Annotated in this window: 27 protein-coding genes; 11 read left to right on the top strand and 16 right to left on the bottom strand. The window is 72.4% G+C overall.

All coding sequences use genetic code 11. The annotated features are described in order from the left end of the window. The first annotated feature begins 5 nt into the window (after nt 1-5). A complete protein-coding gene (locus O7619_RS27705; protein ID WP_282284363.1) occupies nt 6-1,487 on the top strand; it encodes a sugar transferase in 1,482 nt (493 codons plus the stop codon). On the opposite strand, the gene O7619_RS27700 is transcribed toward O7619_RS27705, so the two are convergent. Then, entirely contained in the window at nt 1,481-2,629 is a 1,149-nt protein-coding gene (locus tag O7619_RS27700; protein WP_282284362.1) for a PP2C family protein-serine/threonine phosphatase, read from the bottom strand. The genes O7619_RS27705 and O7619_RS27700 overlap by 7 nt on opposite strands. Nucleotides 2,630-2,718: 89 nt before the next feature. Here O7619_RS27700 and O7619_RS27695 point away from each other — a divergent pair, with 89 nt between their 5' ends. Further along, nucleotides 2,719-3,303, top strand: coding sequence for a MarR family transcriptional regulator (locus O7619_RS27695; protein ID WP_282284361.1), 585 nt, complete (start codon nt 2,719-2,721; stop codon nt 3,301-3,303). Nucleotides 3,304-3,332: 29 nt separating this feature from the next. Here the strand turns inward: O7619_RS27695 and O7619_RS27690 are convergent, their stop codons facing one another. Continuing rightward, nucleotides 3,333-4,919 (bottom strand): SpoIIE family protein phosphatase, encoded by a 1,587-nt coding sequence (locus tag O7619_RS27690; RefSeq protein WP_282284360.1) that lies wholly within the window; start codon nt 4,917-4,919, stop codon nt 3,333-3,335. Nucleotides 4,920-5,082: 163 nt separating this feature from the next. Here O7619_RS27690 and O7619_RS27685 point away from each other — a divergent pair, with 163 nt between their 5' ends. After that, nucleotides 5,083-6,519, top strand: coding sequence for an MFS transporter (locus tag O7619_RS27685; RefSeq protein WP_282284359.1), 1,437 nt, complete (start codon nt 5,083-5,085; stop codon nt 6,517-6,519). Between the two features lie 90 nt (nt 6,520-6,609). Here the strand turns inward: O7619_RS27685 and O7619_RS27680 are convergent, their stop codons facing one another. The 5 genes from O7619_RS27680 to O7619_RS27660 form a co-directional block, all read right to left on the bottom strand. Then, a complete protein-coding gene (locus O7619_RS27680) occupies nt 6,610-8,250 on the bottom strand; it encodes a glycoside hydrolase family 13 protein (RefSeq protein WP_282288969.1) in 1,641 nt (546 codons plus the stop codon). A 39-nt stretch (nt 8,251-8,289) separates the two neighbouring features. Continuing rightward, complete coding sequence (locus tag O7619_RS27675) at nt 8,290-9,318, bottom strand: LacI family DNA-binding transcriptional regulator (RefSeq protein ID WP_282284358.1); 1,029 nt, start codon at nt 9,316-9,318, stop codon at nt 8,290-8,292. Nucleotides 9,319-9,382: 64 nt separating this feature from the next. Next, on the bottom strand, nt 9,383-10,351 hold the full coding sequence (locus O7619_RS27670) for a carbohydrate ABC transporter permease (protein ID WP_282284356.1): 969 nt from the start codon (nt 10,349-10,351) through the stop codon (nt 9,383-9,385). Between the two features lies 1 nt (nt 10,352). Further along, nucleotides 10,353-11,405, bottom strand: coding sequence for a sugar ABC transporter permease (locus O7619_RS27665; RefSeq protein ID WP_282284354.1), 1,053 nt, complete (start codon nt 11,403-11,405; stop codon nt 10,353-10,355). Nucleotides 11,406-11,475: 70 nt separating this feature from the next. Then, on the bottom strand, nt 11,476-12,819 hold the full coding sequence (locus tag O7619_RS27660; RefSeq protein WP_282284352.1) for an ABC transporter substrate-binding protein: 1,344 nt from the start codon (nt 12,817-12,819) through the stop codon (nt 11,476-11,478). Between the two features lie 236 nt (nt 12,820-13,055). Here O7619_RS27660 and O7619_RS27655 point away from each other — a divergent pair, with 236 nt between their 5' ends. Further along, a complete protein-coding gene (locus O7619_RS27655; protein ID WP_282284350.1) occupies nt 13,056-13,832 on the top strand; it encodes a peptidoglycan DD-metalloendopeptidase family protein in 777 nt (258 codons plus the stop codon). Nucleotides 13,833-13,875: 43 nt separating this feature from the next. Here the strand turns inward: O7619_RS27655 and O7619_RS27650 are convergent, their stop codons facing one another. The 5 genes from O7619_RS27650 to O7619_RS27630 all read right to left on the bottom strand — a co-directional run bounded on the left by O7619_RS27650 (nt 13,876) and on the right by O7619_RS27630 (nt 16,289). Continuing rightward, complete coding sequence (locus O7619_RS27650) at nt 13,876-14,373, bottom strand: TspO/MBR family protein (protein ID WP_282284349.1); 498 nt, start codon at nt 14,371-14,373, stop codon at nt 13,876-13,878. Between the two features lie 143 nt (nt 14,374-14,516). After that, nucleotides 14,517-14,663 (bottom strand): GPGG-motif small membrane protein, encoded by a 147-nt coding sequence (locus O7619_RS27645; protein ID WP_282284348.1) that lies wholly within the window; start codon nt 14,661-14,663, stop codon nt 14,517-14,519. A 42-nt stretch (nt 14,664-14,705) separates the two neighbouring features. After that, on the bottom strand, nt 14,706-15,431 hold the full coding sequence (locus O7619_RS27640) for a metallophosphoesterase (RefSeq protein WP_282288968.1): 726 nt from the start codon (nt 15,429-15,431) through the stop codon (nt 14,706-14,708). Between the two features lie 10 nt (nt 15,432-15,441). Then, on the bottom strand, nt 15,442-15,651 hold the full coding sequence (locus tag O7619_RS27635) for a hypothetical protein (protein WP_282288967.1): 210 nt from the start codon (nt 15,649-15,651) through the stop codon (nt 15,442-15,444). A 56-nt stretch (nt 15,652-15,707) separates the two neighbouring features. After that, entirely contained in the window at nt 15,708-16,289 is a 582-nt protein-coding gene (locus O7619_RS27630) for a nucleotidyltransferase (protein WP_282284347.1), read from the bottom strand. A 139-nt stretch (nt 16,290-16,428) separates the two neighbouring features. On the opposite strand from O7619_RS27630, the gene O7619_RS27625 reads away from it, so the two are divergent. Then, complete coding sequence (locus O7619_RS27625) at nt 16,429-17,154, top strand: dTMP kinase (protein WP_282284346.1); 726 nt, start codon at nt 16,429-16,431, stop codon at nt 17,152-17,154. On the opposite strand, the gene O7619_RS27620 is transcribed toward O7619_RS27625, so the two are convergent. After that, nucleotides 17,139-17,822: an SDR family NAD(P)-dependent oxidoreductase gene (locus O7619_RS27620; RefSeq protein ID WP_282284345.1), complete on the bottom strand. Its 684-nt coding sequence runs from the start codon at nt 17,820-17,822 to the stop codon at nt 17,139-17,141. The genes O7619_RS27625 and O7619_RS27620 overlap by 16 nt on opposite strands. A 196-nt stretch (nt 17,823-18,018) precedes the next feature. Here O7619_RS27620 and O7619_RS27615 point away from each other — a divergent pair, with 196 nt between their 5' ends. The 3 genes from O7619_RS27615 to O7619_RS27605 all read left to right on the top strand — a co-directional run bounded on the left by O7619_RS27615 (nt 18,019) and on the right by O7619_RS27605 (nt 21,334). Then, a complete protein-coding gene (locus O7619_RS27615; protein ID WP_282284344.1) occupies nt 18,019-18,933 on the top strand; it encodes a MurR/RpiR family transcriptional regulator in 915 nt (304 codons plus the stop codon). Further along, a complete protein-coding gene (gene murQ, locus O7619_RS27610) occupies nt 18,930-19,877 on the top strand; it encodes an N-acetylmuramic acid 6-phosphate etherase (protein ID WP_282284343.1) in 948 nt (315 codons plus the stop codon). The genes O7619_RS27615 and murQ overlap by 4 nt, the downstream gene beginning before the upstream one ends. A gap of 467 nt (nt 19,878-20,344) precedes the next feature. Then, a complete protein-coding gene (locus tag O7619_RS27605; protein ID WP_282288966.1) occupies nt 20,345-21,334 on the top strand; it encodes a sigma-70 family RNA polymerase sigma factor in 990 nt (329 codons plus the stop codon). Between the two features lie 71 nt (nt 21,335-21,405). On the opposite strand, the gene O7619_RS27600 is transcribed toward O7619_RS27605, so the two are convergent. After that, nucleotides 21,406-22,371 carry an NlpC/P60 family protein gene (locus O7619_RS27600; RefSeq protein ID WP_282284342.1) on the bottom strand — a complete coding sequence of 322 codons (966 nt, stop codon included), beginning with the start codon at nt 22,369-22,371 and terminating at the stop codon, nt 21,406-21,408. A 397-nt stretch (nt 22,372-22,768) separates the two neighbouring features. Here O7619_RS27600 and O7619_RS27595 point away from each other — a divergent pair, with 397 nt between their 5' ends. Next, nucleotides 22,769-23,269, top strand: coding sequence for a DUF6232 family protein (locus tag O7619_RS27595; protein WP_282284340.1), 501 nt, complete (start codon nt 22,769-22,771; stop codon nt 23,267-23,269). Between the two features lie 7 nt (nt 23,270-23,276). Here O7619_RS27595 and O7619_RS27590 read toward each other — a convergent pair whose 3' ends face one another. Together O7619_RS27590 and O7619_RS27585 are read right to left on the bottom strand one after the other, a co-directional pair. Next, on the bottom strand, nt 23,277-23,606 hold the full coding sequence (locus O7619_RS27590) for a DUF3817 domain-containing protein (protein WP_269690258.1): 330 nt from the start codon (nt 23,604-23,606) through the stop codon (nt 23,277-23,279). 24 nt (nt 23,607-23,630) lie between these two features. Beyond that, nucleotides 23,631-24,053 (bottom strand): hypothetical protein, encoded by a 423-nt coding sequence (locus O7619_RS27585; protein WP_282284338.1) that lies wholly within the window; start codon nt 24,051-24,053, stop codon nt 23,631-23,633. Between the two features lie 122 nt (nt 24,054-24,175). On the opposite strand from O7619_RS27585, the gene O7619_RS27580 reads away from it, so the two are divergent. Together O7619_RS27580 and O7619_RS27575 are read left to right on the top strand one after the other, a co-directional pair. Beyond that, nucleotides 24,176-24,475, top strand: a complete 300-nt coding sequence (locus O7619_RS27580) for a DUF6158 family protein (RefSeq protein WP_282284336.1) — start codon at nt 24,176-24,178, stop codon at nt 24,473-24,475. After that, nucleotides 24,475-24,792, top strand: coding sequence for a hypothetical protein (locus O7619_RS27575; RefSeq protein ID WP_282284334.1), 318 nt, complete (start codon nt 24,475-24,477; stop codon nt 24,790-24,792). Before O7619_RS27580 ends, O7619_RS27575 begins: the two co-directional genes overlap by 1 nt. The last annotated feature ends 32 nt before the right edge of the window (nt 24,793-24,824 follow it).

Raw genomic sequence — 24,824 nt, 5'->3', positions numbered from 1 at the left:
GGCCGGTGACCACGGCGACGCTGTTGACCCCTGCCAGGACGGCGCGACCCGGGGGCGAGCGACCCGGGGCGACGACACGAGCCGCGGAGCGGGCATACATCCGGTTCCTGGTGGTGCTCGACACCGCCGTGCTCGCCGTGGCCATCCTGGCCGGCTACCTGGCCCGATTCGGCGACGAACAACCGAGCGGCTCCGAGATCTCCTACGTGGTGGTCGCTCCGGTGCTCCTGCTGGTCTGGTTGGTGTCGCTCAAGGCGATGCGCTGCTACGACGACCAGGTGCTCGGCTACGGCGCGGACGAATACCGCCGGGTCAGCGCGGCGAGCCTGCGGCTGGCCGGCGCCATCGCCATCGCCGGCTACATCGCCGACGTCGGGGTGTCGCGGGGCTTCCTGGCCATCACCTTCGCGGTCGGCACGATCGGGCTGGAGGTGGCGCGGTTCGCGGCCCGCAAGCGGCTGCACCGGGCCCGCGACCGGGGCGCCGGCTGGTCCCGCAAGGTGCTCGTGGTCGGCGACACCGCGCACGTGCTGGAGCTGGTGCACACCCTGCGCCGGGAGCCGTACGCCGGCTACCAGGTCGTCGGCGCCTGCATCCCGGACGCGCTGCTCGCCCCGGTGCCGCAGCGGCTGGGCGACGTGCCGGTGGTCGGGTCGTTCCGCGGCATCCCGGACGCGGCCACCGCGATCGGGGCGGACACGGTGGCGGTCACCGCCTCCGGTGAGCTGACCGCCGCCCGGCTGCGCCGCCTCGGCTGGCAACTCGAGGGCACCGGGGTCGACCTGGTGGTGGCCCCGGCGCTCACCGACGTCGCCGGTCCGCGCATCCACACCCGCCCGGTCGCCGGCCTGCCCCTGATCCACGTCGAGGCGCCCGAGTTCCGTGGTGCCCGCAAGCTGGTCAAGGGATTCGTCGACCGCTCGCTGTCGCTGATCGCCCTGCTCCTGCTGTCGCCGCTGCTGCTGGTGCTCGCGCTCGCCATCAAGCTCGACAGCCGTGGGCCGGTGTTGTTCCGACAGACCCGGGTCGGCCAGGGCGGCAAGGAGTTCGGCGTCTTCAAGTTCCGCACCATGGTGGTCAACGCCGACGCCCTGCTCGCCGAGCTGGCCGCCCGCAACGAGACCGACGGCCTGATGTTCAAGATGCGCGACGACCCGCGGGTGACCCGGACCGGCCGGCTGCTGCGCAGGTGGTCGCTGGACGAGCTGCCCCAGCTCGCCAACGTGCTTCTCGGTCAGATGAGCCTGGTCGGTCCGCGCCCTCCGCTGCCCTCCGAGGTGGCCCGCTACGACGGCGACGTGGCCCGCCGGTTGCTCGTCAAGCCCGGCATGACCGGCCTCTGGCAGGTCAGCGGCCGATCGGACCTGAGCTGGGAGGACGGCATCCGGCTCGACCTCTACTACGTGGAGAACTGGTCGCTGGCGGCCGACCTGACCATCCTCTGGAAGACGTTCGGCGCGGTGCTCGGCAGCCGCGGCGCCTACTGAGCCGGCCCGTTCTCCGGCTGCGGCCCCAACCAGTCCAGGCAGACCACCACCGCGTCGTCCACCAGGTCACCGGCGACGAAGGCCCGCAGGTCGCCGATCAGCGACCGGACCGCGTCCAGCGGCTCCAGCGGGCCGGTGTGGCGCAGGAACCGGTCCAGGGCCGACTCGCCGTAACGGATCTGGCCGGCGGCGGCGTCGACCACTCCGTCGCTCACCACGAACAGCCGGTCCCCGCGCGCCAACGGGAACCGCTGCTCCCGGTAGTCGGTGCCCTCGAACATGCCGAGCGGGAACTGCTTGTCCAGCACCTGCGGGGTCACCGCACCGGCGCGCAGCCGGATCAGGTGGGGCGAGCCGGCGTCGACCGCGGTGAGCGTCCCGGTGGCCAGGTCCACCTCCATCAGCAGCACGGCCAGGTGCTGCCGGCCCCGGTGCTGCGCATAGATCGCCTGGTCGGCCAGGGCGGCCTGGTCGGCCAGGGACAGCCCGGCCCGGCGCGCGTTGCGCAGCGCGAAGGTGGCAAGTGAGGTGAGCAGCGCCGCCGCCACTCCCTCGCCGAAGCCGTTGAGCACCGCGAGCCAGAGCCGGTGGCCGTCGTCGGACCAGTCGAAGCTGCCCCCGCGCACCGCGTACGCCGGCTCCAACTGCCCGGCCAGGGCGAACGACGGACGGATCCGGCTGCGCCCGGGCAGCAGCTCCCACTGCATCTCGGCGGCCAGGGTGAGGCGCCGGCTGCGCCGGGCCGCCAGGTAGACATCGGTGGTCGAGGTCACGGCGGCCAACTCGTGCCCGAGCACGGCGGCGATGGTGGCCAGTTCCGCGCGGGCGGCCGGATCGGCCGGAGCCGGCGAGACCCGGAGCACCCCACGCCGCTCGCCGCGCATCCCCACCGGGAACCAGCCGGTGCCGTCGGCGATTATCGGCTCCTGGTGGTCGAAGGCGTACCAGGCCGGGTGGCCCGGTCCGGTGACGGACTCGCCGCCGCCCAGCGGCAGCAGTTCGGCGAGTCGGTAGTCGACCTGGAAGAGTTCGGTACGGGTGATGCCGTACGTCCGGAGCAACTCGGCGGCGAGCCGGTCCACGATGAGATCCGTCGGCGCGTTCGTCACGATCCGGCGGGCGCGTGCCTCCGCGTCGCTCATCTTTGCTCCTTTGCACAGGTCGGCGGCCTGACCCGGAGGGTAGTGTCGGGCCCACCATGACCGAGCAGCCCGGTCCTATGGGACCTGAAGTGAGTATCTCCGCCGCCCTGGACGAGGCGGCGGGCACCCTGCTGGCCGTCTGGGAGGCGGCCCGGGAAACCGCCACCAGCCGGCTCTCCGAAGCCCAGTTACGTGCCGTCATGGTCGTCGAACAACACGACGGGATCAACCTCCGCCGGCTCGCCTCGCTCACCGACATGCTGCTCTCCTCCGCCAGCCGGCTCTGTGACCGGCTGGTGGCCGCCGGCATGCTGGAGCGGGAACCGGGCCGTCACGACCGCCGGGAGATCTCGCTGCACCTCACCCCGGCGGCCACTCAACTCCTCGTCGAGCTGCGGGCCGACCGGCGGCGGCGGCTGGAGCGCATCCTGGCCGGGATGAGCCCGGCGGGCCAGGCGGCGTTGCTGCGCGGGATGCGCGAGTTCGACGAGGTCGGCCGCCACGGGGCGGCAGCCGTGGCCGACGGCTGGCCGGTGTTGCAACCCTCCGGCCAGCGGGTCGGCGACCCGCTGGCCGAGCCGGGCACGCCGACCCGACCCGCCCGGGTGGTCCGGCAGCGCCCGCCCGGCGAGCCGGTCCCGCCCGACGAACCCCCCGTGATCCGCACCGCCTGACCTCGCGACGGTCTCCGGCGGATCCGCGCTCAGGCGGCGGCCACGGCCAGCATGGCGATGTCGTCGTGTGGCTGCCCGCCGAGCCACTCGTCGACGAGTCGGAGCACCCGGTCGACGAGCGCGGCAGGTGGCAGCCCGGCGCCCGAGGCGACCGCCTGCCGCAGCCGGTCGTCGCCGAACATGGCCAGCTCGGCGGGGCCGCCCCGAGCCTCGGTCACCCCGTCGGTGTAGGCCAGCAGCAGGTCGCCCGGGGCCAGCCGTACCTCCGTCTCGGCGAACCTCGCCGCGCTCAGCGCGCCCACCGGCATGCCGCCCACCCGGACCGCGTCGATCCCGCCGCCCGCGCGGACGACAAGCGGCGCGGGATGCCCGCCGCCGGCCACCCGGACCAGCAGCCCGCCGTCGGGTTCCCGGCTCAGGGTGCCGAGCAGGAGCGTGGTGAACTGGGCCCGCTCGGCCGCGCCCGGCGCGTCCAGCAGCGCCCGGTTGAGCAGTCCCATCAGCTCCCGGGGACGCTGCTCGACCAGGCGCAGGGTCTGCAACGACTGGCGTACCCGCCCGGTCAGCACGGCCGCACCGACCCCCTTGCCGCAGACGTCGCCGAGCGCGAAGAGGCCGCCGCCGGGGGTGGGGAACAGATCGTAGAAGTCCCCGCCGATGCGCAGACTGTCCCCGGCGGCCCGGTAACCACCGGCCAGGGTCACACCGGGCAGGCGCGGTAGTCGCGGCGGGAGCAGGCTGTTCTGGAGCACCCGGGCCAGGTGGGTCTGCTCGCCGTACAGTTCCGCGGCGGCAAGGGCGGCACCGGCCCGGCCGGCGAACTCCCGGGCCAGCGCGATCTCCCGCTTGTCGAAGCCGGTCCGGCCGGGACGGCGGACCAGGACCAGCGCACCGGCCGGACCGCCGGTGCCGGGCAGGGGGATGACCAGCACGGCTCCCGGCCGTCCGAAGCCGGCCGGGAGCACCTCGGCCAGGTCGGCCGGCTCGGCGTCGAGCCAGGGGCTGGGCTCGGTGAGGTCGCCGTCGAGCGCCTCGACCAGACCGGGGACGGACGTCACGCTCGGCCATCCGGCCACGCCGGTGGCCGGGGCGGACTCGTCGGCGACGTACCGGATCCAGTGCGGCTCGTCCTCGGCCGGCGGCGGTGGCCGGTGCACCACCACGGCGGCGTCGGCCAGGTAGGGCACCGGCAGGGTGACGGCGGCGCGCAGCGTCTGCTCCCGGTGCAGGGAGAGCCCGAGCCTGCTGCCGGCCTGGGCGAGGAAGGCGGTGCGGGATCGTTCGGCGAGCAGCGCGTCGGTGCGTGCCCGCTCCTCCGTGACGTCCCGCACATACCAGACGCGGCGCTCGCCGGCCAGCCCGCGCCGCAGGCCGTGCAGCCGCCGGCCGTGGTGTTCGGTGTCGAACGTGTCGTCGTCGTCGCGCGCCGCCTGCGCCAGCGCCGGCACCGCACAGGCGGCCAGGCCGACGCCGGGCACCAGCTCGGGCAGGAGCTCCGCCGCCGTGGCGTTGACAAGCGTCACCACGCCGGCCGGGTCGATCGCCACGACGGCCTCGGCCAGCCCGTCCAGCAGCTCGCGGGTGAGCCGCCCGTCGGCCGGTCGACCCGTATGCATGACGGAAAGCGTACCGAGCGGCTGCGACGCCACCCCACGCCCGGGGGAAAGGAGGGGGCCCCGGTTAACGCCTCCGGTATAGGAGGGGCCCCCGCTTAACACCGGGGGCGGCGCGCCGGGGGGTCGTGGTGCGCGCCGGACACAAGCCTGGTTGGCTGCCGGCATGAGCAGCACCATGGTCTTCCGGCGTGGCAACGCGGCCCACCGGTTCTACAGCGTCGTGGTCTTCGTGGTGCTCGCCTCGCTCGACAACGTGGCGATCGGCCTGGTGCCGCCGCTGTACGGGCCGATCTCCGGCGCGCTCGGCGTACCCCAGCGGTTGCTCGGCCTGGTCACCGCCGTGAGCTTTCTGGTCAGCGCGGTGGCGGCGGTGGGCTGGGCGTACGTCGGCGACCGCACCAACCGCAAGCCGCTGCTCATGGTCGGCACGCTGATCTGGGCGGCCGGCACCGGCGGCAGCGCGCTGGCCGAGCGGTACCCGACGTTCCTGGTCGCCCAGCTCGTCGCCGCGATCGGGCTGGGCGCGGTCGGCTCGGTCGGGTTCTCCGTGGTCACCGACCTGATCTCGCCGCGCCGCCGCGGCCTGGTGATGAGCTTCTGGGGGCTGTCCCAGGGCGTCGGCACGCTGGCCGGCACGCTGGCCGGTGGCCTGCTCGGCGCGACCGACTGGCGGCGGCCGTTTCTGCTGCTGACCGGCGTGGGCCTGGCCGCGACGGCGGCGTACCTGTTCACCTACGACATCGCGCGCGGGCAGAGTGAGCCCGAGCTGGCCGAAGCGCTGGACGCCGGCGGCGAGTACGACTACCGGATCAGCCGCTCGGACCTGCCCCGGATCCTGGCCCGGCGGACCAACCGCTGGCTGATCCTCCAGGGGCTCACCGCCCAGGCGGCCTTCGGCTCGCTGGTGTGGCTGCCGGTGCTGTTCAGCCAGCGGGCCGAGGCGCAGGGCTACTCGGCGGCCACCGCCGTCGTGGTGGGCAGCGTCTTCGCCACCCTGTTCCAGCTCGGCGGCGTGCTCTCCATCGTGGGCGGGCTGGTCGGCGACGCGCTGCAACGGCGTACGCCGAGCGGCCGGGCGCTCGTCGCGGCCGTGGGGATCCTCGCGGCCGTGCCGTTCTACCTGGTCCTGTTCTTCGTGCCGATCCGGATCGACGTGCCCGACGGCGGCGGCTCCGGCGCGGTGGTGGCGGCGGTGCTGTCAAGCGTCCTCACCGAGCCGACGATCGGGTTGAGCCTGCTCACCGCCGTGGTCGCGCTGGCGCTGACGTCGGCCAACTCACCGAACTGGTTCGCGCTGATCGCCGACGTCAACCCGCCGGAGCACCGGGGCACCGTCTACAGCCTGGGCAACCTGGTCAACGGCGTCGGTCGGGCGGCCGGCAACGGGCTGGTCGGGGTGGCGTTCGCCGCGCTGCGGGTGGCGTTCCCGCCGCCGCTGAACTACGCGGTCGGGCTGGCCGCGTTCCAGTTGTTCTTCGTGCCGACCGGGGTCATGTACTGGCTGGCGGCGCGCACGTCACCCCGGGACATCGCGCAGGTGCACGCGCTGCTGCACACCCGCGCCGACCGCCTGGAAGCCGAAGGCGGGGGCCCCGCTTAACAGGTGAGTGTTAAGCGGGGCCCCCGCCTATGCAAAAAGCGTTAAGCGGGGCCCCCGCCTATGCAAAAAGCGTTAAGCGGGGCCCCCGCCTTACACCCACCACACGGTGACGTCGGTGGGGACGGCGGAGCCGTCCAAGGGGGCGCTGGATGCCAGCACCGTCGCGTCGGCGGGCAGCGGCACCGGCGTCGCGCCGAAGTTGGTCAGCACGGTCAGGTCGCCGTTGGTGAACGTGAGCACCTCGTCGCCGGAGGAGAGGAAGCGCATCGGGCCCCGGGCCAGCGCGTGCTCGCGGCGTAGCCGCAGCGCGGTCCGGTACAGCTCGTACGTCGAGCCGGGCACCCCGCGCTGCCGGTCCAGCGCGTACTCCGCCCACACCGGCGGCTGCGGCAGCCAGCTCGCGTCGGTCGGCCCGAAGCCGTACGACGGGGCGTCGGCCTCCCACGGGATCGGCACCCGGCAGCCGTCCCGGCCGCGCTGGGTGTGCCCGCTGCGCTCCCAGGTCGGGTCCTGCCGGGCCTCGTCGGGCAGCGTGGTGTGCTCCGGCAGCCCCAGCTCCTCACCCTGGTAGAGGTAGGCGGAGCCGGGCAGCGCGAGCATCAGCAGGCTGGCCGCCCGCGCCCGGCGCAGGCCCAGCGCCACGTCCGGCTGCGGGTCGTCGACGCCGATGCCGTTCATCCGCCCGCCCTCGGTGCTCAGCCCGAGGCGGGAGGCGTGCCGGACCACGTCGTGGTTCGACAGGACCCAGGTTGTGGGCGCGCCGACCGCGTCGGTGGCCTCCAGTGAGCGGGTGATCACCGCGTACTGGGCCGGGGCGGTCCAGGCGGCCATCAGGTATTCGAAGTTGAACGCCTGGTGCATCTCGTCCGGCCGGACGTAGCGGGCCAGCCGCTCGGCCGGCTCCACCCACGCCTCGGCCACCAGGACCCGCTGGCCGGGGTACGAGTCGAGCAGCCGCCGCCACTCGCGATAGACCTCGTGCACGCCGTCCTGGTCCCACATCGGCGGGCGCGGCTTGTCCGCCTCCTGGCCGGAGAGGATCTCCTGCGGCTCCTGCCAGTCGGCCAGGTCGGCCTGCTTGATCAGGCCGTGCGCGACGTCCACCCGGAACCCGTCGACGCCCCGGTCCAGCCAGAAGCGCAGCACGTCGAGGAACTCCTCGCGCACCTCCGGGTTGTCCCAGTTGAGGTCCGGCTGGCCGGTGTCGAACAGGTGCAGGTACCACTGCCCGTCCGGCAGCCGGGTCCAGGCCGGGCCGCCGAACACGCTCTCCCAGTCGTTCGGCGGCTCGGCGCCGGCCGGGCCCTTGCCGTCGCGGATGACGTAGCGCTGGCGTTCCGGGCTGCCCGGCGCGGCGGCCACGGCGGCGGTGAACCAGCGGTGCGCGGACGAGGTGTGGTTGGGCACCAGGTCGACGATCACCCGCAGGCCGCGGGCCTTGGCCTCGCTGATCATCCGGTCGGCGTCGGCGAGCGTGCCGAAGAGCGGGTCGACGTCCCGGTAGTCGGCCACGTCGTAGCCGGCGTCGGCCTGCGGTGACGGATAGAACGGGGACAGCCAGATCGCGTCGACCCCCAGCTCGGCAAGGTGGTCGAGGCGGGCCGTGATGCCCGGCAGGTCGCCGATGCCGTCGCCGTTCGAGTCGGCGAACGAGCGCGGGTAGACCTGGTAGATGACCGCCTCGGTCCACCAGCCGGTGGCCGGGGCCTGCTGCGTCGCGTCGGTGTTCAGCGCCTTCTCCCTGTCGTGTCTGCGGGCGATCGGGTCCGTTCAGTGTGCCCGGGGCGGCGCGGTCGAGTCCCGCACCACGAGCCGAGTGGGGAGGATCACCGAGGCCGGTGTCCGCGGGTCGCCGGCGGCGCCGGTTCCCAGCGGGTCGAGCAGGATACGGGCGGCGAGCCGGCCCTGGTCGGCGGCGGGCTGGGCGATGGTGCTCAGGCCGAGCACGCCGGCCAGGTCGTGGTCGTCGATGCCGATCACGCTGACGTCCTGCGGCACCCGCAGCCCGGCGTCGCGTAGCGCGCTGATCGCGCCCATCGCCATCTCGTCGCAGGCGGCGAAGATGGCGGTCGGCGGCTCGCCGCGGGCGAGCAGTTCGGCGGTGGCGCGGGTGCCGCCGTCGATGGTGAACCGGGACTCGACGTCGAGACTCGGGTCGGGCCGCAGGCCGGCGGCGCGCAGCGCCTCCTGGTAGCCGCGCCGGCGGTCCAGGTGGGTGGTGAAGGCCAACTCGTCGTCCGGGTCGCCGGAGATGTGCGCGATCCGGGTGTGCCCGAGGTCGAGCAGGTGGCGGGTGGCGGTCCGGGCGGCGGCCACGTCGTCGATCCGTACGCAGGGCCAGCCGGGCACTCCGCTTCCGGAGCTGATCGTCACGCCGGGCAGGTCGAACTTGGTCAGCGCGTGCACGTCGGCGGCGCGCAGCGGGGTGGCGACCAGGATGATCGCGTCGACCCGCTTGTGCAGGTTGGCCGTGCGCAACACCCGCTGGCGGGTCTGCTCCCGGCCGCCGAGGTTGTAGAGCAGCAGGTCGTAGCCGTTCTGGTGGAGCGAGTCCTCGACCGTCTCGACCACCGTGCCGAAGAACCACCTGGTGATCCGGGGCACCACCACGGCGACCGTGCCGGTCTTCCCGCCGGCCAGCCGGGAGGCGCTGGGCGAGACCGCGTACTGGAGCTGCTCGGCGGCGGCCAGCACCCGGCGGCGGGTGGCGGCGGACACCGTGGGCAGGCCGCGCAGCGCGCGGGACACGGTGGCCGTCGAGACCCCGGCCAGGCGGGCGACGTCGTCAATCCTGGTCATCGTTGCTCCCCGCTGCGACCCGGTCCCGCCGCCGCCGGGTCACCGGCGGCGGCGGGGCGCCGGGTCAACCCTTGACGCTGCCGGCGAGCAGGCCCCGCACGAAGTAGCGCTGGAGGGACAGGAACACGATCAGCGGTACGACGATCGACACGAACGCGCCGGAGGTCAACCGCTGCCACTCGTTGCCCTTGGTGCCGGCCAGCTCGGCGAGCCGGACGGTCAGCGGCGCGGTCTCGTCGCCGCCACCGGCGAAGATCAGCGCGACCAGCAGGTCGTTCCAGACCCAGAGGAACTGGAAGATGCCGAACGCCGCCAGCGCGGGCGTGATCAGCGGCAGCACGATGGTCCGGAAGATCTTGGGGTGGGTGGCCCCGTCGACCCGGGCCGCCTCCATCAGATCCTTGGGTAGCTGGGAGATGAAGTTGTGCAGGAGGAACACGGCCAGCGGCAGGGCGAAGCAGGTGTGCGCGAACCACACCTGGGCGAACCGCTGCTCGTCGACCAGGTCCCAGGCCGGCAGCACCTGGACGCCGGCGACGGTGACCCCGGTGGAGAAGAACTTCAGCAGCGGCACCAGGGCCATCTGCAGCGGCACGATCTGCAACGCGAAGATCGCGATGTAGACCCAGTCCCGCCCCTTGAAGTTGATCCAGGCCAGCGCGTACGCGGCGAGTGAGGCGAAGGCCAGCGGGAAGAGCACCGACGGAATGGTGATCGCCAGCGAGTTGATGAAGTAGCTGGCCAACTGGCCGGCCGAGGAGGAGCTGCCGAACAGCACCTGCTCGTAGTTGTCCAGGGTGAACTGCGGATCGCTGAAGAAGGTCCACCAGCCGGTGGTCTTGATCTGGTTCTCCGGCCGGAACGAGGAGACGAACAGGCCGAAGGTCGGCACGGTCCAGACGATCGCGAGGACGATCGAGATCAGGGTCGCGGTCGGCGTGTTGAGGCGTCGGCGGACCCGACCGGCCCGGGTCTTCGGTGGGTCGTCGGTGCGCTGGGCGCCGGCGGGGACGGTGGGCGTGGCAGTGGTCATCTCAGCCCTCCCGCTGCTGCCGCAGGTTGCGGATCTGGTAGATCACGATCGGCACGACCAGGATGAAGAGCACGACGGCGAGCGCGGCGCCGTGCCCGTTCTGGCCGTACCGGAACGCCTGGTTGTACATCTCGTTGGCGATGACGCTCGTCTCGTAGTTGCCGTTGGTGGCGGTCCGGACGATGTCGAACACCTTCAGCGTGGCGATGGTGATGGTCACCACGACCACGATCAGCGCCGGTCGGATGCTCGGCAGGGTCACCCGCCAGAACATCTGCCAGGCCGTCACGCCGTCCAGGCGGGCGGCCTCGATGATGTCGCCCGGAATCGCCTTGATCGCGGCGGAGAGCACCACCATCGCGAAGCCGGCCTGGATCCAGACCATGATGACGATGAGCAGCAGGGTGTTCAGCGGCGAGTCGAGCAGCCACTGCTTGGGCTCCCCTCCGAACCACACCACGATCTGGTTGAGCAGGCCGATCTGGTCCTGCTCGGCGCCCCGGAAGGCGTAGACGAACTTCCAGATGATGCTCGCGCCGACGAACGAGATGGCCATCGGCATGAAGATCAGGGACTTGGCCAGCGCCTCGAGCCGGGCCCGGTCCACCATCACCGCGTAGAGCAGGCCGATCGTGGTGGCCGCCAGCGGCACCAGGAGCACCCAGACCAGCGTGTTGATCAGCACTCGGACGATGGAGTCGTCGCTCAGCATCCAGGTGTAGTTGTCCAGGCCGACGAAGTTCTCGCTCCGCCCGTCCATGAACGAGAGCAGCGTGGTGCGGATCGCCGGGATGACGAGACCGATGAGCAGCAGCAGCACCGTCGGCAGCAGGAAGAAGAGCGCGAAGATCCCTTCCCCCTGCTTTCGGGGGCGGCCGGACAGCACGGCGCCATTGGCCGTCGCGGCGACCAGGCGTGCCTCGCGCCGGCGGGCGAAGAAGGCCGGCACCACGTCGAGCAGCAGGAGCAGGCCGCCCACCACCAGGACGAAGGCGATCAGCCCATACATCAACATGAGGAACTTCGGCTGCTCGGCCGCGAAGTCGAAATCCATCAACCCTCCTTCCGGGGTCGGGTAAACCGGTGGCCCGGTCCGCCTTCGCGGACCGGGCCACCGGAAACCATCACTTCGGCCAGCTACCCTCGATGTCGTTGAGCACCGTGGTGGTGTCCTTGCCGTTGATCCAGGACACCATGCCCTTCCAGAAGGTGCCCGCGCCGACGGCGGCCGGCATCAGGTCCGAGCCGTCGAAGCGGAAGACGGTCTTCTGGTCCTGGAGGATGCCCACGGAGAGCTTGTCCACCGGGTTCGGCACGTTGTTGATGTCCAGCTTCTTGTTCGCGGACACCCAGTCACCGATCTTGGCGCGGCTGTTGGCGTACTCGCCGGAGGCCAGGTAGGTCTGCACCGCCTGGATCTCGGGGCGGTCGGCGAAGGCCGCGACGAACTCGCCGCCGCCGAGCACCGGCTTCTGCTCCGGGTCGAGGCCCGGGAAGTAGAACGCGAAGACGTCGCCGTCCTCGGCCACCTTGGTGCCCTCCGGCCACTGGTTGGCGTAGAAGGACGCCTGGCGGTGCAGCGCGCACTTACCGGCGGTGATGGGCACGCCGGCCTCCTGGAAGGAGGTGGTGGCGATGCTCTTCACGCCGCCGAAGCCGCCGTTGACGTACTTCTCGTTCTTGAGGATGGTGCCGGCCTTGTTCACGGCCTCGGCGACCTTCGGGTCGTTGAACGGGATGCCGTGGGTGGTCCACTGGTCGTAGACGTCGGGTCCGGCCGTGCGCAGCAGCACGTCCTCGATCCAGTCGGTGGCCGGCCAGCCGGTGGCGTCACCGGACTCGATGCCGGCGCACCACGGCTTCATGCCGCTGGCGGCGATCTGGTCGCTGAGCTTGATCAGGTCGTCCCAGGTGGTCGGGACCGTCCAGCCCTTCTCCTTGAAGGTCTTCGGCGAATACCACACGAAGGACTTCACGTTGGAGCCGAGCGGGGCGCCGTAGAACTGGCCGTTGACGGTGCTGTACTTCAGCCAGTCGGGGGAGTAGTTCTCCTCCGCCATGGCCTTGGTGTCGGCGCTGGCCGGCTTGAGCTTGCCCGAGTCGACGAACCGCTTGAGCAGACCCGGCTGCGGGATGAAGGCGAGGTCGGGGGCGTTGCCGCCGTCCACCCGGACGCCGAGCTGGGCCTCGAACTCACCCGAGCCCTCGTGGTCGATGTCGATGCCGGTGCAGTCCTCGAACTCCTTCCAGGACTGGTCGAGGCGGTCGGCCTCGATGTCCCGGATCGAGGAGTAGATCGAGACCTTCTTGCCGTCGTTGCCCTGGTACTTCTCGTATGCCGCGCACTCGGCCGAGCCCGCCTTGTCGCTGCTCTTCTTGTCGTTGCCGGTGCCGCAGGCGGCGACGCCGAGCGCCAGCCCCAGCACGCCGGTGACCGCGAGAGCCTGGCGTGATCTGGCAAACGCCATGCCGATCTCCTTCCTTGCCGGCGCGTGGGGAAATCGAATCCGCGCCGGTCCGTTGGTCGTCCCCACATGTAAGCGCTTGCATCCCGCGCGGTCCACCCCCCGAGCGGACACGGCCCGGTAACAATCCGGAAACCCGCTCACCTGCGTGGGTGCGCTCCCACGGTTCTTCCGTCGAACGGAACTTTCTGCCACGCTGTCCGTATCACATCGAAGACTTTCAACATCGGAGGTAGTGGATGCGTAAGCGGTGGCTCAGTCTTGCGGCGGGAGTGGCGGTCCTGGCCGCGACCCTGGTCCCGGCGGCGCCGGCGATGGCCGCGCCGACGTTCAAGGTTCCGTTCCCGTGCAACCAGTCCTGGTCCGGGCAGACCCGGTCGGACCACAGCCCGGCAAACGCGATCGACTTCAACCGCACCGACGATCTGGGCGACCCGGTGGTGGCCAGCGCGCCCGGCACGGTCGACGTGGTGACCAACCTCGGCGACACCAGCTACGGCAAGTACGTGCGGATCAACCACGGGGGTGGCTGGACCACCTACTACGCGCACCTGAACGCCTTCAACGTCTCGGTCGGGCAGACCGTCGGATACGGGCGGGTGATCGGCTACGTCGGCAGCACCGGCGGCTCCACCGGACCGCACCTGCACTACGAGCAGCGCTCGGGCGGCAGTTCCGTGAAGATCAAATTCAACGGCGCGACGGCCCTGTACTGGGGCACGAAGACCTACAAGAGCGACAACGGCTGCTCCGGAGCGAACACCGGCGCCGGCACGGTGAACACCGCGGGCTCGCCGCTGACCGTGCGCTCGGGCCCGGGCACCGGCTACAGCGCGGTGGGCTCGGTGGCCGACGGGGCCGGCGTGACGATCCACTGCCAGACCAGCGGCACCTCGGTCAGCGGCACCTACGGCACCAGCTCCATCTGGGACCGGATCGGCTCCGGCCGGTTCATCTCCGACGCCTACGTCTACACCGGCTACGACGGCTACATTCCGGGCGTGCCCCGCTGCTGACCGGGCCGGGCGCGGGGGCGGCGGCTCCCGCGCCCGGAGCCGGTCAGGTGTTCAGCCGCCAGATGGTGAAGTTGAGCGCGGCGGCGAACGTGACCCACGCCCAGTACGGCAGCATCAGCAGCGTCGCCGGCCGGGACACCCGCCGGAACAGGGCCACGGTCACCCCGATCGCCAGCCACATCAGCACGATCTCGGCGAACGCCAGCCCGTAGCGGCCGGCGCCGAAGAAGAGCGGCGTCCAGATCGCGTTGAGCACGAGCTGCCCGACCCAGGCCCAGACCGCCGGGCCGAAGCCGACCCGCCGCCAGACCAGCCAGCCGGCGATCGCGATCAGCGCGTAGAGCACGGTCCAGACCGGGCCGAACAGCCACGGCGGCGGCGCCCAGGACGGCTGCTCCAGGCTCTGGTACTCGGCCGAGGTGCCCCGCACGCCCAGCCCGCCGACGGCGGCGGCGGCGAACGTGGCGGCGCCGAAGCCGACGAGCGCCCACCACTTCCGGGCCCCGGCGGTACGCCGGCCGGCACGCTGAGAAATCTCCATGGTCGAGATATTGCCGCTCCGCCCGGGGTGCAAACCCGCCCGGACACGAAAGCGCCGGGATCGTCGGGTCCGGGCGCCCCGGTCTGGGAGGACAGAGCGCCGGACCCGACGACCCCGGCGGGTCCTCGGTGGTGGGGTGGGGGTTATGTGTTGAAGATGCTGACGCCACCCGGACCGACCAGCAGGCCGACGACGATCAGGACGATGCCCCAGAGGATCTGCCGACGGAAGAGGGCAAGAATTCCGGCGACCACGAGTACGACTGCGATAATCCAGAGAATCAGCTCCATGGCGGCTGGATACCCGGACCCCGGCGCCGGGAAACCTTCCGCTCAGTCGAGCTGATCTCCCAGGTGGAAGACGCTGTACGCCTGCTTGATCACCGGGTGCGCGACGTTGCGGACCCGCACCCCGCCCGGGGTGGTGCCGCGCTCGGTGCCGTGGTGGGCGTGCCCGTGCAGCGCCAGCGCGGTGGGGGCCGAGTCGATCGCCTGCCCGAGCTGGTAGCAGCCGAGGAACGGATAGATCTCCAGCGGCTCGCCGGCGAGCGTGTCCGGCACCGGGGCGTAGTGGGTGAGCGCGACGAGCGCGTCGCAGTCCAGCGCGAGCAGCGCGGCGGCCAGCGAGTCGGCGCTCTCCCGGGTGGTCCGCACGAAGGACTTCATCTCCGGCTCGCCGAAGTCACTGGCGCACCGCCCGGCGAACCCGCCGCCGAACCCCTTCACCCCGGCCACGCCGAGCCGCCCACCGGCGCACTCCACCACCGTGCCGGTGCCCTCCAGCACGGTGATCCCGGCGTCCTCCAGCACCTTCACCACCTGCGGCACCTCGTCGCACTGGTGGTCGTGGTTGCCGAGCACGGTGACCACCGGCACGCCGAGGCCGCCGAACTCCCGCGCCACGCAGCGCGCCTCGGCCTCGGTGCCGTGCCGGGTCAGGTCGCCGGCGAGCAGCAGCACGTCGGCGCAGTCCGGCAGCTCCTCGAGCGCCGGGCGGAACCGGCCCACCACGTCCTCGTCCACGTGCACGTCGCCGACGGCGGCGATCCGGATCACGATCGAACCTCCCTCATGGCAGCTCCTCGACCTGGGTGGGCGCCTGCGCCCGGATCACTCCGATGTCGCTCGTCACCGGCGTGTGCGGGAAACGTTCGGCCACCCGCCGCAGGATCTCCTCGCGCCGGTGCGGGCTCTCCACCTCGCCGGAGAGCACCAGGCCGCGCTCGCGGCGCACCACGGTGATGCCCTGCTCGGCCACGGACGGGTCCTCGGCCAGCATGCTCTGGATCTCGGCCTCGACGTACTCGTCGGGGGGCACGTCGCCGGGCTGTCCGGTCACGGGGTCTCCCTTCCGCCGGACGCGCCGCCGGGCAGCACGTCCAGCCGGTCGAGCAGCACCAGGAACGCCTCCGCGTACGGCGAGTGCTGCGTTTCCTTGCGTACCCGGTCCCAGTCGATCTGTTCCCGCAGCGAGCGGGCGAGCGGCAGGGCGCGGGCGAAGTCGCAGTAGTGCTGGGAGAAGCTGAGCAGCTTGTGCACCATGAGCTGGCTGGCCGACAGCACCGGCATCCGGATCGCGTCGACCGGCCGCTCGATGGTGTCGGCGAACGTCTCCGCGGTCACCGGCGTCTCGATCGGCCGGTGGATGAGGTCCACCATCCGCCCCTCGTCATAGACCTTGACCAGCCAGTCCTCCGGCGGACGCTCGGCGGTGAAGCCGGCGTCGACGAGGGCCTCCAGCGCCCGGTCGACGTCGGACTCCCGGAGCAGGAAGTCGACGTCGTGGTCGCTGGAGTGACCACCGTGCGCGTACACCGCGAAACTGCCGCCCAGCGCGAACGGGATCTCGGACTCCTTGAGCACGGCGGCGACCTTCTTCAGCGTGTGCATGAGGGTCTCGTCCCCACGCTCGGCCATCTGGGGTCTCCCGTCGTCGTCATGGGCGGTGAGATCTGGGTGCGTACCCGGCGGACGCCTCGGTCACACCTGTTGGGTCCGCTCGGGGAGGAATGCGACAAAGTGCCGGTGTGAGCATGCACCGGATAGCCTGGGTGAGGTGGCCAGCTCACTGCGGACGCGGCGCGGCGGAGCCCGACTGCGCGCCGTCGCCCTGATCGGCATCGACGGCTCGGGCAAGACCACCCAGGCCCACCGGCTCGCCGAGGCGCTCACCGCCGCCGGGCATCCGGCCACCTACCACCGCAACGCCGGTGGTCGCCGGTGGCTCGGCCGGATCGCCACGCGCGTCGGCCGGCCGGACGCCCAACGCCTGGTCGGGCGGGACGGGCTGCTCGCGGTCGAGTCCGTGCTCCGCTGGCTGGCCATCGCGCTCGCGTTGCTCAGTTGCCTGGCCACCGGCCGTACGGCGGTGATGGACCGCTGGTCGGCCTGCCAGTACGCGAGCATCCGGGCGCACGGCGGGCACCGGTGGGAGCGGCTGACCCGGGCCGGCTACCGGGTCTTCCCGCCGCCCCGGGTCACCTTCCTGCTGACGGTGGACCCGGCCGAGGCGTACCGGCGGATCGAGCGGCGCGGCACCGACCACGAGAGCATGCGGTGGCTGACCGCCGCCGACGCCGCGTACCGGTCGCTGCCGGAGTATTCCGGGTTCGTGGTGGTGGACGGCGGCGGCACGGCGGAGGAGGTGTCCCGGCGGATCCGGGCGCACCTGAGCGAGTGGCTGCCGGAGGACCCGGCGGCCCTGGCCGACCCGGGCGGGGGCGGCCCGCGTCCGGCCGGTGGCGGGCGGGACGGTCCGGTGCCGGCTCAGGCCCGCCCGTAGACCGGGATGCTCGCGCCGCTCGTCGGCGCGGACTCGTCGGTGGCCAGGAAGCGGATCACCGCGGCGATCTCGGCCGGCGGCACCCACCGCCGGTGGTCCGCGTCGGGTTGGGTGACCCGGTTGGCCGGGGTGTCGACGACGCTCGGCAGCACGGTGTTGCACCGCACCCCATGCTGCTTGTACTCCACCGCTACCGCGTTGGCGAACGCCTGCACCGCGGCCTTGGCGGTGACGTAGCCGGCCGCGCCGGGGAACGGGGCCACCGCCGCCCGGGCCGACACGCAGACCACCGCGCCGCCGCCGGCCGCGACCAGGTGCGGCAGCGCCGCCCGGGTCACCAGGTAGGTCGGGCGTAGGTTGATCCGCAGCATCCGCTCGAACTCCTCGACCGGGGTCTCGTGCACCAGCCCGCCGCTGGCGTACCCGCCGACGAGGTTGACCACCGCGCGCAGCGGCGCCGCGGGCTCGCCGGTGGCCGTCGCCACCGCCCGCGCGGCGCCCTCGGGGGTGAGCAGGTCCGCGTCCACCCGGACCGGACCGTCGGGCGTCGTCTCCCCGGCCTCCCGACCGGGTACGACCACCCGCCACCCGCCGCCGAGAAAGGCGGCGGTGACCGCGTCGCCCAGCCCACCCGTGCCCCCGGTCACCAACACCGTGCGATCCACCATGGCGCTCACGCTAGCCGCCGGCCCCGCGGCTTCGCCGGATGGCCGGCCGGCGGGAGCGAGTCGACCGGACCGGGGGAGGCGGTGGGGCTGCGGTGATGGGACCCTGAACGCGGGGATCAGGCGCGGAAGGCGGTAAATTTCCCGATACGCGGTGTCATGGTTGACGCTCCCGCCTTACTGAAAGTAAGTTTCATCCGTGGCGAAGAGTCCGAAGATTTCTGCGAGTCACGAGCCTGGTGGACTGATCGTCCACATCAGCGGCCTCCTGCCCTCGCTGTCCCCGGCCGAGCAGCGGGTCGCCCGGCTGGTCGTCGCCGATCCCGCGGACGCGGCCCGGCGCACCATCACCGATCTCGCCACCGCCGCCGAGACGTCCGAGGCGACCGTGATCCGGTTCTGCCGCTCGGTCGGCATGAACGGCTACCCGCAACTGCGGATCCGGCTCGCCGCCGAGGCCGCCCGCCGGATCGAGCCGCCGGACGCCCGGGTGGTCGGCGGCGACATCCCGCCCGGCGCCGACCTGGCGCAGATCATCGCCACCATCGCGTTCAACGACGCACGGGCCGTCGAGGAGACCGCCGAGCAGCTCGACCCGGCGGTCTGCGCGGAGGTGGTCGAGGCGATCGGCGCGGCCGGCCGGATCGACGTCTACGGCGCCGGCGCCAGCGGCTTCGTCGCCTCCGACTTCCAGCAGAAGCTGCACCGCATCGGCCGCGTCGCGTTCTACTTCCCGGACGTGCACACCGCGCTCACCTCCGCCGCGCTGCTGGGCCGGGGCGACGTGGCGGTCGGCATCTCCCACACCGGTACCACGTCCGACGTCATCGAGGTGCTGGAGCAGGCCCAGACGCGCGGGGCCACCACGGTGGCGCTCACCAACTTCCCCCGCTCGCCGATCACCGAGGTCGCGGACCACGTGCTCACCACCGCCGCCCGGGAGACGACCTACCGCTCCGGCGCGACGGCCAGCCGGCTGGCCCAGCTCACCGTGGTCGACTGCCTCTTCGTCGGCGTGGCCGCCCGCAGCCGGGCCAGGTCGAAGAAGGCTCTGGAGGCCACCGCCGAGGCCGTCCGGTCACGCCGGGTGGGCCCCGGGCGGAGGCGGGCATGACGCCGGGCCGGGTGGAGCGCGACGAGGTGGCCGCCGTGCCCCCGGTGGTGCGTGTCGGCGCGCCGACCGAGCGGCGCAACCCGCACAGCGTCGACCTCGACCTGATGTCCACCCGGGACGTGCTCACCGTGATCAACGAGGCGGACCGGCGGGTGCCGGCCGCGGTGGCCGCCGTGCTCGACGAGATCGCCGACACCGTCGACCTCGCCGTCGCCGCGCTGCGGGACGGGCACCGGGTGCACTACTTCGGCGCCGGCACCTCCGGCCGCCTCGGGGTGCTGGACGCGGCCGAGCTGGCCCCCACGTTCAACTCGCCCCGGCACTGGTTCTGCGCGCACCTGGCCGGCGGCCCGGAGGCGATGTGGCGGGCCGTCGAGGACGCCGAGGACGACGAGAGCGGTGGCGCCGCCGAGGCCGCCGACTGCGTACGCCCCGGCGACCTGGTGGTCGGCCTGGCGGCGAGCGGGCGCACCCCGTACGTCCTCGGGGCGCTCGCCGCGTCCCGGGCGCAGGGTGCCGGGACCGTGCTGCTCTGCGCCAATCCGGAGGCCGAGGCCGCCGGCTCGGTGGACGTGTTCATCGGGGTGGACACCGGACCCGAGGTGGTCACCGGTTCGACCCGGATGAAGGCCGGCACGGCGCAGAAGTTGGTGCTCAACACGTTCTCCACGGCCGTGATGGTGCGTCTCGGCCGGGTCTACTCGAACCTGATGATCGACATGGTCGCCACGAACGCGAAGCTGCGCGGTCGGATGATCTCGATCCTGGTGGAGGCCACCGGCTGCGCCGAGGAGGTCTGCCGGGTCGCCCTCCAGCAGGCCGACGGCGACCTCAAGACCGCCCTGGTCACGCTGGTCTCCGGGGCCGAGGTGCCGGCCGCCCGGGCCGCCCTGGCCCGCGCCTCCGACCAGGTACGCGGCGCCCTGGCCCTGCTCGCCTCCTGACGCCCCGGCCCCGCCCTCCCGCGCGTCCGCCCGCCCGGTGCATCCGCCCGGCGGGTGCGACGCGAATCACGTGGCGGGAGGGGACGGCTCTCCCCGGGCGGATTGTTCAACGAGGCGGAGGGTAATCCTTGACGGCGGCTGAACCGACCGGTCCGCGGGCTCGTATCACGCAGTGACCAGGATCGCAGAAGCGTGGTGACGCGGCTCGCTGCGTTCATGGAACAGGCAATGGTGCCATTCCATGGGCGGACGTGATTCCGCTGCTCCGGAGCCGGTTCACCAGGGCTTCCGTGGGCCACCCGGTAGGGGTCCTGACAGCAAACATGGACCGGGCTCTCAGCTACCACTCAGGCATTCGTGACAGTTTCGACTCACGACATGGAATCCCCGACACGTCACATCTGTTGTGTAGGTGTCAGCACCTACGGGCACAGCGGAGGTTACGGGGAGGGCTGATGAACGTGGGGATGGCAAGGAACCGGGCAACCGGCGCGAGCGAGGGGACCGTGGCAATCGTGGACAAGAACATCGGCATGCGTACCGACGAGGTCGCCGAGGAGCGGGACCTGGTCGGCGTCTACCTGCACGAGATCTCCCGGACGCCGCTGCTGGACGCCGCCCGGGAGGTGGAGCTCTCCAAGTCGATCGAGGCCGGCCTCTACGCCGAGCACCTGATCGACACCGAGCGGATTCCGGACGGGGCGACCCGGGAGGAGCTGGAGCGCGTGGTCGCCGACGGTGAGCGGGCCAAGGACCTGTTCATCCGCGCGAACCTGCGGCTGGTCGTCTCCATCGCCCGCCGCTACGTGCGCTCCGGCATGCCCATGCTGGACCTCATCCAGGAGGGCAACACCGGCCTGGTCCGGGCCGTCGAGAAGTTCGACTACGAGCGGGGCTTCAAGTTCTCCACCTACGCGACCTGGTGGATCCGCCAGGCCATCAGCCGGGCGATCGCCCAGCAGGAGCGGACCGTACGGCTGCCCGTGCACCTGGTGGAGGACGTCAACCGGATGCGCAACGTGGCCCGGCAGCTCACCCGCGAGCTGGGTGGCGACCCGGAGCCGGAGCAGATCGCGACCGCGCTCGGCGTCACCGTCGAGCGGGTCAACGAGCTGGTCCGCTGGTCGCAGGACACCGTCTCGCTGGACACCCCGGTGGGCGACGACGGCGACACCAACCTCGGTGACCTGGTCGCCGACAGCGACGCGCCGTCGCCGGAGGAGATCGTGCTGACCGGCCTGGAGCGGCAGCGGATCGAGGGTCTGCTCAACCACCTCGACGACCGGTCGGCCGGCATCATGCGGGCCCGGTACGGCCTGGAGGACGGCCGCGAGCACTCGCTGACCGAGGTCGCCTCCCGGTTCTCGCTCTCCCGGGAGCGGATCCGCCAGTTGGAGATCCAGGCCCTCGGCCGGCTCCGTGAGCTGGCCCGCGCGGAGGGGTTGCAGGCGGCCTGACCTGGTAGTAATGGAAACGACGAACGGCCGGCGTCCGATAGGGGGACGCCGGCCGTTCGTCTGTCCCGGGGTCAGACCCGGCCGTAGCCGGCGATGGTCATGATGTTCATGCCCCGCTTGCTGACGTTGCGGCCCGCGCTCGGCGCGTCGATGATCTGGCCGCTGCCGACGTAGATCGCCACGTGCCCGAGCCCGGAGTAGAACACCAGGTCACCCGGTTGCAGTTGGCTGCGGCTGATCCGGGTGGTGGCCTTCCACTGGGCCGCCGCGTTGTGCGGCAGCGACTTCTTGGCGGCCCGCCAGGCGGCCATCGTCAGGCCCGAGCAGTCGTAGCTGCCGGGACCGTCGTTGCCGTAGCCGTACGGCTTGCCGACCGCGCCGTACGCGTACCGCACCGCGATCCCGGCATCGCCGGAGACCGCCGGCGGCTTGCCCGCCGAACTCGCCTTGGCCGGCGCCTCGGTGGCCCGCCCGTACGCCTTGCGGCGCATCTCGTAGAGCCGGGACAGGTCCGCCTCGATTCGCTTCTTTCCGGCGGTGAGCTGCTTGGCCTGTGCCGCCTCCCGGGCCAGCGTGACGTCCAGCTTGGTCTTCTGGTCGATCAGCCGGCGCTGGTCGGCGGTGAAGCTGGTGATGGTGCGCTGCCGCTGGCGGGTGAGCTGATCGAGCGTGCCCAGCCGCTCCGGCAGCGCGGCCGTGCCGCCCGGCTCCAGCAGGGCCGCGGCGGTGCGCATGCCGCCGGTCTTGTACGCCGTCGCGGCGAGCACGCCCACGTCGGCGCGGCTCCGCTCGGCCTGTTCCTGCAACGGGCCGATCCGGGCCTGCAACGAAGCCGCCTCGGCCTTGTTGGCCTTGATGTCCTCGTTGAGCTTGTTGTAGGACTCGACGATTCGCTCCAGCTCAGTCGAGGACTTCTCGATCTGCTTCGTCAGCTCGGCGGGGGTGGGCTCGGCCCGAGCCACCGACGCCGGGGCGAGCAGCGCGGCCGAGAGGCCGGCCACCGCGAGCGAGCGGAGCAGCATCCGTAAGGACGACAAGAGCGGAAAGCTCCTCTCCATGGTCGGCGGGACCGCCTGTGCGACCCGTCGACACCGGCCCGGCGCCGTCCGGGCGGACGGCGGTCGACCGGACCGACCAGGACAACCTAACCCGTGATCGGAGTTGTCGGGAGTTCAAGCAGGGGCGAAAGTTGGCAAAGTGTCGGAAAGTGACAATGATGACGTTCACGGTCTGTGACCGATTCGCGAGCGGAATGGCGCCGCGTCGGGCCTACCTGCGGAGAAGGCGAGGCTCGCCCCATTCGTCGTTCTGGGCGAATGCCGTGTCGACGGTCGGTGCCGAAGGCGAAAACCCGAGGTCGGGTGGCGGACCGGCCACACAATGGGACGCGGATCCGGGAATCCCACCTCGGGAACCCGATCCCGGGAGGCCACCGTGCAGACCGATCGTTCCTCCACCCACCCGCCCGCGCCCACCCTGCTCTACGCCCGGCCCGGCATCGTGGTCACCGGCGAGCGCTTCACCGTCGGCCGCAGCACCTGGCCGGTGGCCGAGATCACCCAGCTCCGGACCGCCCGCGGTCCGCACGACCGGCTCGCCGCCCGGGCGGTCGGCGTCTCCGCCGCGCTGATCGCGTCCGTCGGCGTGCTGCTCGGCTTCACCGGCGGCCTGCACCGGCTCACCGCCGGGGCGTACCTCACGCTCGGCGCGGCGGGCCTGCTGCCGCTGCTGCTCGTGCTCGCCGGCGACCGCTGGCGGCCCCCGGCGCACGAGCTGTGGGGACGGATCCGGGGCACCGAGGTGCTGCTGTTCAGCAGCGACGACGAGCGGCAGTTCGGCCAGGTCGCCCGTGCCCTGCGGCGCGCCCGGGAGGGCGCGCGCCTCGGCGGGTGGACCGATCCGCCGGGTGCCGGGCCGTGGCGGCCGGCGCGCTGAGCCGTGGTCAGCCGGCGACCGGCTCCGGGGTACGGGGCCGGCGCTCGGCGGCCACCCAGTGGCTCACCCGCCGCTCGGCGTAGAACGAGACGAACGGCACCGTGCCGGCCAGCATCACCAGCAGCATCCGCTTCAACGGCCAGTCCGCCCGGCGGGACAGGTCGAACGTGAGCGCCAGATAGAGCATGTACAGCCAGCCGTGCGCGACGCCCACCACGGCCACCACGCTCGGATTGTCGAAGCCGTACTTCAGCGGCATGCCGATCAGGACCAGCACCACGAGCGCCACGCCCACGATCCAGGCGATCACGCGGTACCGGGTAAGGGCTCCGCCCACCGTCGTCCGTCCTTCCGACCGGCCTCAGCCGGGATAGTCGCCGGGCCGCGCGCCCGGATTGGCGTTCAACCAGGAAAGGTAGCGGTTGTACGCGGCCAACTCGCCGTCGTCCGCCCCGTCGGCCGGGCCCACCGGCACCCGGACGGCCCGCACCGGCCGGCGTACCGCAGGGGTGCCGGCGGCGACCGGCGCGCCGTCCGCGGTCGCCGGCGGCGCGGGCTCGGCCGGCTGCCCGGGCTCGGCCCGCAGCGCCTGCCGCACCTCGCGCCACCAGACGAAGACCACGAAGCCGGCGAAGACCGGCCACTCGATCGCGTAGCCGAAGCTCAACGAGTTGCCGCCGGCGGCCCGGGTGACCTGCCACCAGCCCAGCCCGAGGAAGCCCACCACCAGCACGACCATGGCCACGTGGCGGACGATCCACGCCGGTGTCCGGAGCCGCTGCATGCCAACGAGGGTACCGGGGACGCCGGCCGTCTCCGACACCGTGTCGTAGGTGGGCGTGGTTTGGTGGCACCCCCGCTGGGCATCCGTCTAGTCGCCAGCCCGAACGAGACGAGGGGGCGACGATGACCGAATCGGCAAGCCGGGACGCCAGCCCGGAGCAGCGGGTCACCGAGTGGGACGGTGACCACGCCCGCGCCGGGACCGTCGACGATGAGCTGACCGGGGTGGACCCCGCCGAGCTGGCCGACGACGACCTGATCCGCGAGGTACGCAGCCTGCACCGGACCCGGTTGGACACGCTGCGGCACGCCACCGACTCCGCGCTCGCCAACCACCTGCGCCGCACCGCCGAACTGGAGACCGAGTACCTGGCCCGGCACCCGGGCCGTGAGGTCGACCCGCACCGGCTGCGGGACGTCTGATGGCCGGTCACGCCGAGCGCGGCATGTCCGCGCCGCCCGAGGTGGTGTTCAACACCGCCACCGACCCGGACCGCTCCTCCGCCTGGCTGCCCGAGGAACTGCGCCGCTCCGGCGCCTGCCGGGTGGAGGTGCTCGACGCCGAGGACATGCGGGCCCGGTGGAGCAGCGCCGACTGGTCGGCGGAGATCGACGTGGAGCCGGCCGACGCCGGCGGCGCCCGGGTCCGGCTGGACCTGGCCGGCCCGGACCACCGCCTGGCCGACGAGATCCTGGCCAACCTCGACCGCGAGGTGGCCGACAACCTGACCGCCGGTTGATTCCGGCGGGTACGACGACGAGGGAGGCCGGG

Source organism: Micromonospora sp. WMMD998 (genome assembly GCF_029581235.1).
In the GTDB taxonomy this organism is placed as follows: Bacteria; Actinomycetota; Actinomycetes; order Mycobacteriales; family Micromonosporaceae; genus Micromonospora.
The sequence above is the reverse complement of the archived record's forward strand: the minus strand, read 5'-3'. Positions and strand labels throughout refer to the sequence as shown.